12 protein-coding genes are annotated in these 14,300 nt (G+C 62.7%); 5 read left to right on the top strand and 7 right to left on the bottom strand.

Annotation, left to right across the window (positions count from 1 at the left end; genetic code table 11):
- Nucleotides 1-154 precede the first annotated feature (154 nt).
- Genes phnX through phnW form a run of 3 tightly spaced genes read right to left on the bottom strand, consistent with a single transcriptional unit; the run spans nucleotide 155 to nucleotide 3,550 of the window.
- On the bottom strand, nucleotides 155-994 hold the full coding sequence (phnX, locus tag BN1128_RS20680; RefSeq protein ID WP_042872326.1) for a phosphonoacetaldehyde hydrolase: 840 nt from the start codon (nucleotides 992-994) through the stop codon (nucleotides 155-157).
- A complete protein-coding gene (locus BN1128_RS20675) occupies nucleotides 987-2,411 on the bottom strand; it encodes an aspartate aminotransferase family protein (RefSeq protein WP_042872324.1) in 1,425 nt (474 codons plus the stop codon). The genes phnX and BN1128_RS20675 overlap by 8 nt, the downstream gene beginning before the upstream one ends.
- Nucleotides 2,408-3,550 carry a 2-aminoethylphosphonate--pyruvate transaminase gene (gene phnW, locus BN1128_RS20670; protein WP_042872322.1) on the bottom strand — a complete coding sequence of 381 codons (1,143 nt, stop codon included), beginning with the start codon at nucleotides 3,548-3,550 and terminating at the stop codon, nucleotides 2,408-2,410. The genes BN1128_RS20675 and phnW overlap by 4 nt, the downstream gene beginning before the upstream one ends.
- Before the next feature lie 229 nt (nucleotides 3,551-3,779).
- On the opposite strand from phnW, the gene phnR reads away from it, so the two are divergent.
- From phnR to BN1128_RS20645, 5 genes are all read left to right on the top strand, one after another.
- Nucleotides 3,780-4,487: a phosphonate utilization transcriptional regulator PhnR gene (phnR, locus tag BN1128_RS20665; protein WP_042872320.1), complete on the top strand. Its 708-nt coding sequence runs from the start codon at nucleotides 3,780-3,782 to the stop codon at nucleotides 4,485-4,487.
- Between the two features lie 119 nt (nucleotides 4,488-4,606).
- Nucleotides 4,607-5,626 carry a putative 2-aminoethylphosphonate ABC transporter substrate-binding protein gene (locus BN1128_RS20660; RefSeq protein ID WP_042872317.1) on the top strand — a complete coding sequence of 340 codons (1,020 nt, stop codon included), beginning with the start codon at nucleotides 4,607-4,609 and terminating at the stop codon, nucleotides 5,624-5,626.
- A 270-nt stretch (nucleotides 5,627-5,896) separates the two neighbouring features.
- Entirely contained in the window at nucleotides 5,897-6,991 is a 1,095-nt protein-coding gene (locus BN1128_RS20655) for a putative 2-aminoethylphosphonate ABC transporter ATP-binding protein (RefSeq protein ID WP_042872315.1), read from the top strand.
- On the top strand, nucleotides 6,988-8,724 hold the full coding sequence (locus tag BN1128_RS20650) for a putative 2-aminoethylphosphonate ABC transporter permease subunit (protein ID WP_042872312.1): 1,737 nt from the start codon (nucleotides 6,988-6,990) through the stop codon (nucleotides 8,722-8,724). Before BN1128_RS20655 ends, BN1128_RS20650 begins: the two co-directional genes overlap by 4 nt.
- Before the next feature lie 18 nt (nucleotides 8,725-8,742).
- On the top strand, nucleotides 8,743-10,149 hold the full coding sequence (locus BN1128_RS20645; protein ID WP_042872310.1) for an FAD-dependent oxidoreductase: 1,407 nt from the start codon (nucleotides 8,743-8,745) through the stop codon (nucleotides 10,147-10,149).
- Nucleotides 10,150-10,272: 123 nt separating this feature from the next.
- On the opposite strand, the gene BN1128_RS20640 is transcribed toward BN1128_RS20645, so the two are convergent.
- The 4 genes from BN1128_RS20640 to odhB form a co-directional block, all read right to left on the bottom strand.
- The gene (locus BN1128_RS20640; protein WP_042872335.1) at nucleotides 10,273-10,710 is read right to left on the bottom strand and encodes a YcgN family cysteine cluster protein; all 438 of its coding nucleotides are present in this window, start codon (nucleotides 10,708-10,710) and stop codon (nucleotides 10,273-10,275) included.
- A gap of 243 nt (nucleotides 10,711-10,953) precedes the next feature.
- Nucleotides 10,954-11,826: a succinate--CoA ligase subunit alpha gene (gene sucD, locus BN1128_RS20635; RefSeq protein ID WP_042872308.1), complete on the bottom strand. Its 873-nt coding sequence runs from the start codon at nucleotides 11,824-11,826 to the stop codon at nucleotides 10,954-10,956.
- Nucleotides 11,826-12,992, bottom strand: a complete 1,167-nt coding sequence (gene sucC / locus BN1128_RS20630) for an ADP-forming succinate--CoA ligase subunit beta (protein ID WP_042872307.1) — start codon at nucleotides 12,990-12,992, stop codon at nucleotides 11,826-11,828. Before sucC ends, sucD begins: the two co-directional genes overlap by 1 nt.
- A 121-nt stretch (nucleotides 12,993-13,113) precedes the next feature.
- Nucleotides 13,114-14,298, bottom strand: a complete 1,185-nt coding sequence (gene odhB, locus BN1128_RS20625) for a 2-oxoglutarate dehydrogenase complex dihydrolipoyllysine-residue succinyltransferase (RefSeq protein WP_042872305.1) — start codon at nucleotides 14,296-14,298, stop codon at nucleotides 13,114-13,116.
- Nucleotides 14,299-14,300 lie beyond the last annotated feature (2 nt).

Genomic DNA, 14,300 nt, shown 5'->3' with positions numbered 1-14,300 from the left:
GTCATCACCCGTACCTTCACCGCTTCTCTGTAATAGAATCTCGGTGAACAAAAACCGGCGCCCAGGCGCCGGTTTTTTTATGTCAGCTCTTCAGGGCTCAGCGGCTTGCAAGGCCGATGACAACCCAACCCACCCTTCCCTCATACCACCTTGTTCAGGGCCGCTCGCCAGCCGCCAGACGGCGGTTGATATCGGCGATGACGGGGGCTATGTCGGCCAGGGTGTCGATCACGTAGTGAGCCCCCGCCGCCCGCAACTTGGCCTCGGCCGGTGCGCGCCGGGCGGCGATCTCCACCTCGCTCATGGCGGCGAACTCCTGCCATGTCGCGCCAAACTCATTGCCGGAGACCGACAGCCCCACCGTCCACATACCGGCGTTCAGCCCTTCGCTGATACCCGGCACGGCGTCATCCACCTTGATGCAGCGATGCACGGCGCTTATTCCCAGCTCAATCACGTTGGCCAGCGCCATCCAGGGGCCGGGGCGACCACCGGCCTTGAGATCATCGGTGGCGACCCAGTGATCCGGCCGATAGCCGTGATCGGCCGCGGCTGGCACCAGCGCCTCCATCACCGGACGGGGGTAGCCGGAGCAGGAGCCGATGCGCAGCCCCTGCGCTTGCAGCTCATCCAGCACCGGCAGCACATCGGGGATGGGTGCAGCGAAGCGGGTCACCGCAGCAATCTGCAGCGGCATAAAAGTGTGATAGAGGTGGTCCACCTCGGCGTGGCTCATGGGGTGGCCGAAGCGAGCCTGCCAGCGCGCATCCACCGATGGCAGACGGCCCAGCGCGGCGATATGATCCCACTTGCCCAGCCCCATTGGCTGGCGTGCTTCATCCAGGGTCACAGCAAAGTCATAGGCGCGGGCAAAGGCTTCGACGAAGATAGAGGTGGGGGCGAAGGAGCCGAAATCGACGACGGTGCCAGCCCAGTCGAGGATCAGCGCCTCTACGTTAGTGGCCGGGTGAATGGCGATCTGCAAGTCAGTCATGGTGAGGTTCCTGTTTCGGTGAAAGTGCGATCTCGCCAAGGGCGCGATCGAGAATGGTGATGGCGCGCACCAGATCGGCGCGAGCGATGTTGAGCGGGGGCGAGAGCTGGATGACATTGCCCTGGGAGACCTTGAAGCTGAGCCCCAGTTCCAGACAGCGGTAGAGCAGCCGCTCGGCGGCCTGGCTATTGCGGGTGCGACTCTGGTGATCGACCACCAGATCGAGCGCCCACAAGAGACCGATACCGCGCACCTGCCCGATCAGCGGGTGACGCTCGGCAATCGCCGCGAGCTCGCGCGCCATAAAGCGGCCATCCTCCTGCGCTTTTGCCAACAATCCCGCTTCGCGGATTGTCTCTATAGTGGCGAGGGCCGCCGCGCAGCCAATGGGGCTCTTCTCGTGGGTGTAGTGACCAAGCGAGATGGCCGCCGCCTGATTGAAACGATCGCGGGTGATCAGTGCAGCAAACGGCACCACCCCGCCCCCCAGCCCCTTGCCCAGACAGATGATGTCGGGCTCAATGCCAAACTCCTCGAAGCTGAACCAGTGGCCGGTGCGCCCCAGCGCGTTGGGGATCTCGTCGGCGATCAGCAGCACCTTGTGGCGATCACAGATCTCCCGCACCCGTTGCCAGTAGGCTTTTGAGGGCACCTGAACATCGGTGTTGCGGATCGGCTCGGCGATAAAGGCACCTATTCCTCCCTCCTTCTCGATGACGTACTCCAGATAATCGGCGTAATGCACATCATCCCCCTCCCCGCGATACCAGACGCCGCGATAGCGGGTAGGCGGAGGAATACGCTCCACCCCGGCCATCAGCGGGCCCATACCGGCGCGAAAGCAGGCCTCGCCGCCGACCGAAATGGCATCGAGGGAGGCGCCGTGAAAGGCATCCCACAGGGACACCACCTTGCTGTTGCCGGTGATGAAACGGGCGAGCTTCAAGGCAATCCCCACCACCTCGCTGCCGCCGGGGGCGAACAGCACCCGATTGAGATCGCCGGGGGCCAGCTCGGCCAGAGTGCGGGCGCAGTCGATGGCGACCTGATGGGTGTAGCGGCGGGGTGCGAACGGCAGATCGGCGAGTTGCTGCTGTACCGCGGCCACCACCCTGGGGTGACCGTGGCCCAGCTGATGGACGCTGTTGCCGTGAAAATCGAGGTAACGCGCGCCCGATGCGCTGGTCAGCCAGCTCCCCTGCGCGCTATCAAGCAGATCGAGACAGGGGGTGGAGAGTGCCTGATGGAGAAAATAGCGGCTATCTTCCGCCAATCCCGCCTGCACAAGGTCGCTCTGGCCCGCCCACCAGCGCGCCCGCCCCTCACCGAGGTTGATATCCCCTTCGCTGTCGGCGCGGCCGCTGCCGTGCAGCTTATCGTTACGCAGATCGCGCCCCTGAGCCAGCATGCAGGTCATCGCGCGTCCCCTTGCCAGTAGCAGGCGCTGGCCATGGCCGCGAGCAGATCGCGCACCCGCTCCGGGGTCACGTCACCGATATTGCCAATGCGGAAGCAATCGGCCTGGGAGACCTTGCCCGGATAGATGACAAAACCTTGCGCCTTGAGCCGCTGGTAGAAGTCGGCGAAGCGGTAGTCTGGATGAGCCGGGGAGTAGAAGGCGGTGATGATGGGCGATTGCCACTTCTCTGGCAGCAGCGGTGCAAAGCCCAATGCCGCCATGCCATCCACCAGGGTGCGCTGATTTTCGCTGTAGCGCTGATGGCGGGCGGCAATGCCCCCCTCTTCATCAAGTTCGCGCAGGGCCTGGGCAAAGGCGAGTACGGTATGGGTTGGGGAGGTAAAGCGCCACTTTCCCCCCTGCTGCTCCATGGTCTGCCACTGGGCGTGCAGGTCGAGGGAGACCGAGCGGGCGCGACCGGCGCAGGCCGTCAGCGCCGCGCGGCGGGCGATGACGAAACCAAAGCCCGGCACCCCCTGAATGCACTTGTTGGCGGAGCTGATCAGAAACTCGATGCCAAGGCGCCCCATGTCGATGGGGATGCCGCCAAAGCTGCTCATGGCATCGACGATCAGGCGAATGCCGCAGCGCTGGCAGAGTGCGGCCACCTCGTCGAGCGGGTTGAGCATGCCGGTGGTGGTCTCGCAGTGCACCATGGCCAAGTGGGTGATCTCGGGGTGACGCGCCAGCATCGCTTCGATGGCGGCAGGTTCCGGGCGGGTGGTCTCGCCGCAGTCAAGCTCGTGGTGGCGCAGGCCGAGACAGCGAGCCATCTCCCCCATGCGGGCACCGTAGGCACCGTTGTTGATGATCAGCAGACACTCGTCGGCGCCGATCGCCGAGCCCAGCACGCTCTCCACCACATAGCTGCCGCTCCCCTGCAGCAGCACGGCGCTGTAGTCGCTTTCATACTCCGGGCCGGTGGCCAGCCGCACCAGCTCGCGGCGGATGGGCTCGACCACGCCGAGGTTATAGTCCGCATCCCAGGTGCAGCTGTCTTGCAGCATGGCGGCGCGCACAGTAGAGGTGGTCGAGAGGGGGCCCGGGGTCAGCAGCAGGTAATCGACGGCGGCAGGGGCCGCAGGAATATGGGTCATGACTTCGCTCCTTTTGGTATATACCAGAATAAACGCATTGTGGGTAACTGCCCCACCAAGGTCAAAGGGGTGGGGCCACGTGCAACAAAAAATTCATTTTCAGCGCCGGGATCGCGATAATCTAGGAAGCCTGAACAACAGGGGTAATACTGGTATCTACCAATGCATTTTTATGCCGCCACTTAGCGACCAGCCCTGCGCCCAAACCATTACCCTGCCAAGGATTTTCATGAGCAAACCCCAATACCTGCAGATCAAGGATGCCCTCGCCAACCAGATCCTGGCAGGGGGCCTGGCCCCCAACGACAAGCTCCCCTCCGAGCGGTTGCTGGGGGAACTCTACGGCACTACACGAGTCACCATCCGCGAGGCGCTGGTGCAACTGGAGGCCAATGGCCTTATCTATCGGGAGGATCGCCGCGGCTGGTTCGTCACCCCACCACGCTTTCGCCTCAACCCCAGACGCACCTCCAACTTTCACCAGATAGTGCGGGAGCAAGGGGGCGAGCCGCGCACCGAGCTGCTGGAAAAAAGCCGCCAGGCGGTGCCCCCGGCGCTGATGGCGCAGCTGCAGCTCAAGCCGTTCGACAGCCTGTTTCTGCTCAAGCGACTGCGCTATGCCAACGGCCGCGCCATCTGCTACTGCGAGAACCACTGCCTGCCGGAGCGGGTGCCGGGCCTGCTGGAGCTGGATCTCAATGGCAGCCTGACCGAGATCTACCAGGCCCATTACGATCTTCACTACGCCCGCATGCAGGTGCGCTTCTTCCCCACCGCCCTGCCGGACGAGGTGGCCAAGACGCTGGGGGCTACCGCCGGTCTGCCGGCCCTGCGCCTCGAGCGGCTCAACTTCGATCAGCACGGCCGGGTGCTCGACTTCGATCTGGAGTACTGGCGCCACGACAGCCTGGAGATCGAGGTGGATACCCAGAATTAAGAGCAGCCAATCGAGTGCGGCAAAACGTCACGGGGCCGTCACCTGAACGTCATAAAGATCCCCTAGCCTCTCTCTCGACCAATCTGGTTTATACCAAGCCAATTTAACTGGAGAAGAGGATGAAACAGGGAACCTATTTGCTGGCCGCCGCCGTGCTGGCTGCCATGACCGCCCCGGCACTGGCCGCAACCGATCTCACCGTCTATACAGCCTTCGAACCGGAGCAGCTCAGCGAGCTGAAAACCGCGTTCGAGCGCCAGCATCCGGATATCAACATCAAGTGGGTGCGTGACTCCACCGGCGTGGTCACCGCCCGCTTGCTGGCGGAAAAAGCCCAGCCCAAAGCGGATGTGGTGTGGGGACTGGCCGCCACCAGCCTGATGCAGCTCGATCAGCAGCAGATGCTCAATGCCTATGCACCGAAAGGGCTGGATAAGCTCGACAGCCGCTTTCGCGACAGCAAGGCCGAGCCGCACTGGATCGGTCTGGACGCCTTCTTCAGCGCCATCTGCTTCAACAAGGTAGAGGCTGAGAAACAGGGGATCCCGGCGCCAACCAGCTGGGCCGACCTCACCAAGCCCATCTACAAGGGCAAGGTGATCATGCCCAACCCCAGCTCTTCCGGCACCGGTTACCTGAGCGTCGCTGGCTGGCTGCAGACCATGGGCGAGAAGCAGGGCTGGCAATTTATGAACGGCCTGCACCAAAACATCGACCGTTACACCCACTCGGGCTCCGCCCCCTGCAAGCTGGCCGCCAGCGGCGAAACGGTGATCGGTATATCCTTCGACTTCCCGGCCACCAGCCTCAAGGCCAAGGGTGCCCCCATCGAGGTGGTGTTCCCGAAAGAGGGTTCGGGCTGGGATATGGAAGCTGCCGCCATCATCAAGGGCACCCCCAAGCTGGATGCGGCCAAACAGCTGCTCGACTTTGCCGCCACCGAACAGGCCAACGCCCTCTACAACAAGTCGTTCGCGGTAGTCGCCATCCCCGGGGTTGCCCAACCGAGAGCGGGCTATCCGGCAGATATCAAGAGCCAGATGATCGACAACGACTTTGGCTGGGCTGCCCGCGAGCGCAACGCCATCCTGGCCCAGTGGAGCGCCAGCTTCGACGGCAAGTCGGAAGCCAAACAGTAAGCGTGAACGGCAGCGGCTTGTTCACGCCAGACGCACCGCCACTCATAAACCCCTTGTCGAAGGCCAACAGGTGTTGGCCTTCGCTTTTTGGTTTCATCCCAACGTTTGTTTCGCCCTTGATGGGTGGCACGCCACCTGTCTGAACTCGACCAAGCCACCTGCTGACGACCCGCCGTCATCTGACTGTCATCAAGCTGTCATCCCCAGATCACCTGACCGTCACACTTCACCCGCAAACTGGTATATACCAAATCAGTAGCGAGTCGAACCATGACCCAGCCCTATCTGGACATTCAACATCTCAACAAGCAGTTCGGTGCTTTTCAGGCCCTCAAGGGGATCTCTCTGACCATTGAGCCGGGGGAGTTTATCTGCTTTCTCGGCCCCTCCGGCTGCGGCAAGACCACCTTGCTCAGAGCCATCGCCGGTCTGGATCTGCCAGACAGCGGCGAGATCTGGCAAGGGGGGCGCAATATCTCTCGCCTGCCGCCTCAAGAGCGCGATTTTGGCATCGTGTTTCAGTCTTACGCCCTCTTCCCCAACCTGACGGTGGCCCAGAACATCGCCTTCGGCCTTGAGAATCAGGGATTGGCGCGGGATCTCATCAAGGAGCGGGTCGATCACTGGCTGGGACTGGTGGATCTCACTGCCCAGTCCCACAAATACCCGAGCCAGATCTCCGGCGGTCAGCAGCAGCGGGTGGCGCTGGCCCGGGCGCTCGCCCTCTCCCCCGGCCTGTTGCTGCTGGACGAACCGCTGAGCGCGCTGGATGCGCTGGTGCGCACCCACCTTCGCAGCGAGATCCGCGCCCTGCAGCAGCGCCTTGGCATCACCACCATCATGGTGACCCACGATCAGGAAGAGGCCCTGACCATGGCCGATCGCATAGTCGTGATGGAGAGCGGCAACATAGTGCAGGTGGGCACCCCGCAGGAGATCTACCACCAGCCTGCGAGCCGCTTCGTGGCAAGCTTTGTCGGCAGCATGAACTTCCTCGACACCCTGGTGCTGAGCCCCACTCAGGTGCGCCTCAACCAACAGCCTCTTCAGCTCGCCAACCGGGCCGCGGCCGGCAGCAAATTGCAGGTGGCGATCCGCCCCGAGGCGATCACGCTGGGTGCGCCGAGCGAGCCTTATCTTGGTCAACATGGCGTTGAAGCACAGATCGATCAGGTGGAGTTTCTAGGCGCCGCCCAACGGCTTATCTGCACCGCCGACACCTATCTGGGCCCGCAGCAAATTCTGGTGGAGCGTCCGACCCATGAGCTGCTCCGCCACGAACAGGGTGGCTGGCGCAGCGGCATGCGCTGCTCGCTGCACTGGTCAGCCGGGGCGATGCAACTGTTTGAAGGAGAGCGCCCATGACAGCCCCCCTTGCGACCTCCTCCCTGCTGCCGCCAGCGACAGTCCGGCAAGACTCCCGCTGGCAGCGGCTTTGCCCTGGCTGGAGCCGGGATCAACTGCTGCAGCTCCTGCTGCTTCTGCTAGGCATCGCCCTGCTCACTGGCGGCCTGCTGATGCCACTGCTCACCATGCTGCAAAAGAGCCTGCAGGATGAGAACGGCCTCTGGGTGGGCCTTGCCAACTTCAGCGCCTACTTCGACTCCCCTCATCTGGGGCGCACCATTGGCAACACCCTCTGGCTCGGGGTGCTGATCACCGCGCTGGTAGTGACCATCGCCTTTGGCTACGCCTATGCCCTCACCCGTACCTGCATGCCGGGCAAGAGCCTGTTTCGCCTCATTGGCCTTATTCCGCTCTTGATGCCCTCCCTGCTGCCCGCCATCAGTCTGGTCTACTGGTTTGGCAATCAGGGGATCGCCAAGGGGCTGCTCGGCGGCGAGAGCATCTACGGCCCCATCGGCATCGTCATTGGTCTGGGCTTCTGGTGCTTTCCCCACGCCCTGATGATCCTCATCACGGCGCTCGGCCAGAGCGACGCCCGCCTCTATGAAGCCTCACGGGTGCTGGGCAGCAGCGGCTGGCGCACCTTTGCCACCGTCACCCTGCCCACCGCCCGCTACGGATTGCTCAGCGCCGCCATCGCCGTGTTCACCCTCACCATCTGCGACTTCGGGGTCGCCAAGGTGATTGGCGGCCAGTACAGCGTGCTGGCCACCGACATCTACCGGCAGGTGATCGGGATGCAGAACTTCTCCCTCGGCGCCGTTGCCAGCGTCACCCTGCTGCTGCCGGCGCTCTTGAGCTTTGCCCTAGAGCACAGGGTGCGCAGCAAGATGCAGGAGCAGAGCAGCACCAAGGCGGTGCCCTATCAGCCAAAGCCCCATCGGCTGCGGGATCTGCTGGCGCTCGGCTGGTGTACCCTCTGGGCCCTGCTGTTTCTGGCGCTGGTGGGCATGGCGGTATACGGCTCGCTGGTGCAGTTCTGGCCCTACAACCTTGGGCTGACGCTCGATCACTACGCCTTTGACAGCAACAGCGTCTACGGCTGGCAGCCCTTTACCAACACCTTGCAACTTGGCCTCTATACCGCGCTTATCGGCACCGTGCTGGTGATGGTGCTGGCCTGGGCACAGGAGAAGGGGTGCCACTTCGCATGGCTTCGCCAGTTGCTGCACCTCTTTGCCATGCTGTCGCTGGCGGTGCCCGGCATTGTGCTGGGGCTCGGCTACATCTTCTTTTTCAACGGCAATCCGCTGTTTGGCAGCCTCTACGGCACTCTGCCGCTGATGGTGCTCTCCTGCGTCATCCACTACTACACCGTGGGCCATATGACGGCACTGACCAGCCTCAAACAATTGCCCAGGGAGCTGGAGCTGGTGGCCATCTCATTGCGCATTCCGCTCTGGAAGGCGTTCTGGCGGGTCACCCTGCCCGCCTCCCTGCCCGCACTGCTGGAGATCTTCATCTATCTGTTCGTCAACGCCATGACCACCACCTCGGCGGTGATCTTCCTCTACTCGAGCGACAGCGTGCTCGCCTCCATCGCCGTGCTGAACATGGAGGATTCCGGCGATACCGCCGCAGCTGCCGCCATGGCCACCCTGATCCTGCTGGCCGCCGCCACCGTCAAGCTGCTCCAGCTCTTTTTGAGCCGCGCCCTGCTGGATCGCACCCAGCGCTGGCGCCACCAATAACCTTATCGAGGAGTCATGATGTCCACTCTCCCCTTCTGGCTGGCCGAGGCGCTCGCCGCCGAACAGCCTGCGCCCCCCGAGCCCCTTCAAGGCAATCACGAGGTCGATGTCTGCATCGTCGGTGGCGGCTTTACCGGGCTCTGGAGCGCCATCGCCCTTAAACAGGCCGAGCCACACCTGCGTATCCTGGTGCTGGAAAAAGATCGCTGCGGCAGCGGCGCCTCGGGGCGCAACGGTGGTTGTCTGCTCACCTGGTCGGCCAAGTACTTGACCCTGAAGCGCCTCTTTGGCGAGCAGCAGGCCGCCTGGCTGGTGCAAGGCTCCGAGCAGGCGGTGCACGAGATCGCCCTCTTCTGCGAAGTGCACCAGATAGAGGCGGAGCTGAGGGTCGAGGGCACTTGCTACACCGCCACCAGCGAGGCCCAGCGCGGCCTGATGGAGCCGGTCTTACAGGCGCTAAAGCGAGCCGATCTTAACCAGTGGCAGGCGATTGAAGAGGATGAACTGGCAAGCCAGAGCGGCTCCCACGTTCATCTGGAGGGGCTCTACAGCCCCCACGCGGGCTCGGTGCAACCGGCACTGCTGGTGCGCGGCCTGCTGCGGGTGGCGCGGGAGCTGGGGGTCGAGGTCTATGAGCACTCCCCCATGCTGCGCCTCGACGCAGGCCAGCCTGCACGGGTGCAAACGCCGCATGGCGAGGTGCGTGCCCGCAAGGTGGTGCTGGCCCTCAACAGCGCCATGGTGCAGCACTTTCGCGAGTTTCGCCGCAGCATAGTGCTGGTCTCCTCCGACATGGTGATAACCGACCCCGCGCCGGATGCACTGGCCGCCCAGCAGCTTGCGCACGGCCGCAGCGTGGTGGATGGCCGCACCTTCGTCCATTACTATCGCTCGACCCCGCAAGGGCGGCTGATGCTGGGCAAAGGGGGCAACACCTTCGCCTTTGCCAACCGCCATCTGGCCGAGTTCGATGCCCCCAGCCGTTATCTTTCCCCCCTCACCCGCACCCTGCGCCGCTTCTTTCCGGCGCTCAAAGAGGTGCCCATCGCCGCCAGCTGGTGCGGCGCCTCCGACCGTTCGGTGGATGGTCTCCCCTTCTTCGGCCACTGGCGAGGGCAGACCAATATCGTCTATGGCCTTGGCTATTCCGGCAACGGGGTGGCGCAGAGCTGGATGGGCGGCCAGATACTGGCGGCCCTGGTGAGAGATGAGGTGCGGGAAACAGACAAGCCGTGGCGTGAATGTGCCCTGGTGAGCGGCCCGCGCGGCTATTTTCCGCCCGAGCCGTTTCGCTGGCTGGGGGCCATGGCGGTGCGCAATGCCATCCGCCGCAAGGAGCGGGCGGAAGACGAAGGTCGCCCTGTGCCCTGGTATGACAAGCGGCTGGCCCGGCTGGCGGATGCGGCGGGCAAGGCCGACAAATAGGGGCCGCCCGGCACGCCAACATGCAGAAGGGGCAGGAGAGTGTGACTCCCCTGCCCCTTCGGTTACCCGCGCGGCACGTTCTGACCGCGGGGTTTCACTGGCTCAGATTAAAATCGCCAGTATTTAGCTCGCCCAGGTGATGATGTGATCGATCCACTCGCCGGCATGGGCCTCGTGTATCACCTTGCCACGCACCGACTGGCCGGCCTGGTGCATGGCGCTGCGGCTGCCGGTGATCAGCGGATGCCATTCGGGCAAGGTCTGCCCCTCGGCCAGCAACCGGTAGGCACAGGTCGAGGGCAGCCAGTCATACTCGGCAATCTTGTCGACCGTGATCTGCAGGCAATCGGGCTCTTTCTGGAAGCGGTTGCCGTAATCAGAGCACTGGCAGGTCTTGGTGTTGAGCAGATCGCAGGCCACATTGGTGAACACCAGTTCGTCGGTGTCCTCGTCAATTAGCTTGTTCAGGCAACACTTGCCGCAGCCATCGCACAGAGACTCCCACTCGGCATCCGTCATCTGCTGCAGGGTCTTTTCCTGCCAAAAAGGAGTTGGCTGCATTTTCTCGACTTGCTGCATGGAAGGGGCTCGCTAAATAGACCAGTAAAGCGCGTGGTTATACGCCTTATGGCCCGATTTTTCAAGGTGGGCGGCGGTCTGCGGTAAGCGTTGGGCTTCGCAGGCTCAGCCACAACCTACAAAGCAGAAAATAATGTAGGTTGGTTCGAAGTGAAGTCTAACGTTTATCAGCCATAAAAAATGCCGCCCTAAGGCGGCATTTTTTATCAGAGATAACGGGCTAACTTACCAGCCGGTTACTTCACGCAGTGCTTTGCCAATATCGGCAAGGGAGCGCACGGTTTTCACGCCGGCATCTTCCAGGGCGGCAAATTTCTCTGCCGCAGTGCCCTTGCCACCGGCGATGATGGCGCCCGCATGACCCATGCGCTTGCCGGCCGGGGCTGTGACGCCCGCGATATAGGAGACCACCGGCTTGGTGACGTGGGCCTTGATGTAGGCCGCCGCCTCTTCCTCGGCGCTGCCGCCGATCTCGCCGATCATCACGATGGCTTCGGTCTTGGGATCGTTCTGGAACATCTCCAGAATGTCGATAAAGTTGGAACCCGGGATGGGGTCACCACCGATGCCGACGCAGGTGGACTGGCCGAAGCCCTCGTCCGTGGTCTGTTTGACCGCTTCGTAGGTCAGGGTGCCGGAGCGGGAGACGATGCCCACCTTGCCCGGCTTGTGGATGTGGCCCGGCATGATGCCGATCTTGCACTCACCCGGGGTGATGACGCCCGGGCAGTTCGGGCCTATCATGCGCACGCCGGTTTCCTGCAGCTTCACCTTGACCTGCAGCATGTCCAGGGTCGGGATGCCTTCGGTGATGGTAACGATGAGCTTGATGCCGGCATCGATGGCTTCCAGGATAGCGTCCTTGCAGAACGGCGCTGGCACATAGATGACGGAGGCGGTGGCACCCGTGGTTTCAACGGCATCACGGACGGTGTTGAACACCGGCAGGCCCAGGTGGGTGGTGCCACCCTTGCCTGGCGACACGCCGCCGACCATCTGGGTACCGTAGGCAATCGCCTGTTCGGAGTGGAAGGTACCCTGACCGCCGGTAAAGCCCTGGCAGATCACCTTGGTGTCTTTGTTGATCAGAACGCTCATTATTTGGCCTCCGCTGCTTTAACCACTTGCTGAGCTGCGTCAGTCAGACTCGTTGCGGCGATGATATTGAGGCCGCTGTCGGCCAGTTTACGGGCACCCAATTCGGCATTGTTGCCTTCCAGACGCACTACCACGGGCACCTTGACCCCCACTTCCTTGACCGCGCCGATAATGCCTTCCGCGATCATGTCGCAGCGCACTATGCCGCCGAAGATGTTGACCAGCACGGCCTGCACCTTGGTGTCGGAGAGGATGATCTTGAAGGCTTCGGTCACACGCTCCTTGGTGGCGCCGCCGCCGACGTCCAGGAAGTTGGCCGGTGAGCCGCCGTGCAAGTTGACGATATCCATGGTGCCCATGGCCAGACCGGCGCCGTTGACCATGCAGCCGATGTTGCCATCGAGCGCCACATAGTTCAGCTCCCACTGGGCGGCATGCGCTTCGCGGGGGTCATCCTGGGACGGGTCGTGCATCTCGCGCAGCTTGGGCTGACGATAGAGGGCGTTGGCGTCGATGTTGATCTTGCCGTCGAGGCAATGCAGGTTGCCCTGGGCGGTGATCACCAGCGGGTTGATTTCCAGCAGCGCGAAGTCGCAATCCAGGAACATCTGGCCCAGACCCATGAAGATCTTGGTGAATTGCTTGATCTGATCGCCGACCAGACCCAGCTTGAAGGCCAGCTCGCGCGCCTGATAGGCCTGCGGGCCCACCAGCGGATCGATGGCGGCCTTGTGAATGAGTTCCGGGGTTTCGTGGGCGACTTTCTCAATCTCCACGCCACCTTCGGTAGAGGCCATGAAGACCACGCGACGGCTGCCACGATCGACCACGGCGCCCAGATAGAGCTCCTTGGCGATGTCGGTGCAGGATTCCACCAGTATCTTGGTGACCGGCTGACCGTTGGCGTCAGTCTGATAGGTCACCAGGTTCTTGCCGAGCCAGTTCTGGGCGAAGGCGCGGATCTCGTCCTTGCTCTTGGCCAGCTTGACGCCGCCCGCTTTACCGCGGCCACCGGCGTGGACCTGGCACTTGACGACCCAGGTATTGCCGCCAATCTTGTCGGCCGCTTCAGCCGCTTCCTGCGGGGTAGCACAGGCATAACCTTCGGAGACCGGCAGGCCATACTCGGCAAACAGCTTTTTTGCCTGATATTCATGCAGATTCATAGATGCTCTATCCGTGTTGTAGGTATTTCCGTCCGGGGCTCGTGTTTCTCAATCCCCTGTGAATGGGGGCCTGGGCGGCCCCTCGTTATCTTTCTAATTCGCTCAGAATGCTGCTGATTGCCTAGACATCCAGCAACAGACGGGTCGGGTCTTCCAGCAGCTCCTTGATGGAGACCAGGAAGCCCACCGACTCGCGACCGTCGACAATGCGGTGATCATAAGAGAGGGCCAGGTACATCATCGGCAGGATCTCGACCTTGCCATCGACCGCCATGGGTCTGTCCTGGATCTTGTGCATCCCCAGGATGGCGCTTTGCGGCGGGTTGATGATGGGGGTGGACATCAGGGAGCCAAACACACCACCGTTGGTGATGGTGAAGTTGCCGCCGGTCAGTTCATCCACGGTCAGCTTGCCGTCGCGGCCCTTGCCCGCCAGATCCTTGATGGCCTTCTCGATGTCCGCCAGGCTCATGTTGTCGCAATCGCGCAGCACAGGTGTCACCAGCCCGCGCGGGGTGGAGACGGCAATGCTGACGTCGAAGTAGTTGTGGTAGACGATGTCGTCACCGTCCAGCGCCGCGTTCACTTCCGGGTAGCGCTTCAAGGACTCCACTACCGCCTTCACGTAGAAGGACATGAAGCCGAGCTTGATGCCGTGCTTCTTCTCGAAGATCTCGCCGTACTGCTTGCGCAGCTTCATGATGGGCGCCATGTTGATCTCGTTGAAGGTGGTCAGCATGGCGGTGGTGTTTTTGGCTTCCAGCAGACGCTCGGCGATGCGCTTGCGCAGACGGGTCATGGGCACACGCTTCTCGGTGCGACCGACCAGCGGCGCTACCGCGGCCACAGGGGCAGCAGCAACCGGTGCAGCGGCAGGCTTGTTGCCACCCTTGATGAAGGCTTCCACATCTTCCTTGCTGATGCGACCACCCTTGCCGGTGCCGGTCAGCTTGGTCACGTCGATGCTGTGTTCAGCCACCAGGCGGCGTACCGAGGGGCTCAGGCCATCGGCGCCGTCATCGGCAACCGCTTCCACCGGCTTCTCCTTGGTCTCTTCACCGGCCACGGGAGCCGGCTTGAGCATGGCGATCAGCTGGCGGGACAACACGGTAGCCCCTTCCGCTTGCAGGATGTCGCCGAGGACGCCAGCTTCCGGCGCGGGGACTTCCAGCACGACTTTATCGGTTTCGATGTCAACCAGTACTTCGTCACGGGCAACCAGATCACCCGGTTTCTTGTGCCAGGTAGCGATGGTGGCATCCGCCACTGATTCCGGCAGGTCCGGTACCTTGATCTCGATAGTCATGT

Source organism: Aeromonas piscicola, assembly GCF_000820005.1.
In the GTDB taxonomy this organism is placed as follows: domain Bacteria; phylum Pseudomonadota; class Gammaproteobacteria; order Enterobacterales; family Aeromonadaceae; genus Aeromonas; species Aeromonas piscicola.
This window is presented reverse-complemented; position numbering and strand designations above follow the sequence as displayed.

What these genes read in the sequence shown, in the direction of transcription:
- phnX (WP_042872326.1), bottom strand. Translation starts at nt 994, where the DNA reads ATGACTGACTTGCAGATCGCCATTCACCCGGCCACTAACGTAGAGGCG.
- BN1128_RS20675 (WP_042872324.1), bottom strand. Translation starts at nt 2,411, where the DNA reads ATGACCTGCATGCTGGCTCAGGGGCGCGATCTGCGTAACGATAAGCTG.
- phnW (WP_042872322.1), bottom strand. Translation starts at nt 3,550, where the DNA reads ATGACCCATATTCCTGCGGCCCCTGCCGCCGTCGATTACCTGCTGCTG.
- phnR (WP_042872320.1), top strand. Translation starts at nt 3,780, where the DNA reads ATGAGCAAACCCCAATACCTGCAGATCAAGGATGCCCTCGCCAACCAG.
- BN1128_RS20660 (WP_042872317.1), top strand. Translation starts at nt 4,607, where the DNA reads ATGAAACAGGGAACCTATTTGCTGGCCGCCGCCGTGCTGGCTGCCATG.
- BN1128_RS20655 (WP_042872315.1), top strand. Translation starts at nt 5,897, where the DNA reads ATGACCCAGCCCTATCTGGACATTCAACATCTCAACAAGCAGTTCGGT.
- BN1128_RS20650 (WP_042872312.1), top strand. Translation starts at nt 6,988, where the DNA reads ATGACAGCCCCCCTTGCGACCTCCTCCCTGCTGCCGCCAGCGACAGTC.
- BN1128_RS20645 (WP_042872310.1), top strand. Translation starts at nt 8,743, where the DNA reads ATGTCCACTCTCCCCTTCTGGCTGGCCGAGGCGCTCGCCGCCGAACAG.
- BN1128_RS20640 (WP_042872335.1), bottom strand. Translation starts at nt 10,710, where the DNA reads ATGCAGCCAACTCCTTTTTGGCAGGAAAAGACCCTGCAGCAGATGACG.
- sucD (WP_042872308.1), bottom strand. Translation starts at nt 11,826, where the DNA reads ATGAGCGTTCTGATCAACAAAGACACCAAGGTGATCTGCCAGGGCTTT.
- sucC (WP_042872307.1), bottom strand. Translation starts at nt 12,992, where the DNA reads ATGAATCTGCATGAATATCAGGCAAAAAAGCTGTTTGCCGAGTATGGC.
- odhB (WP_042872305.1), bottom strand. Translation starts at nt 14,298, where the DNA reads ATGACTATCGAGATCAAGGTACCGGACCTGCCGGAATCAGTGGCGGAT.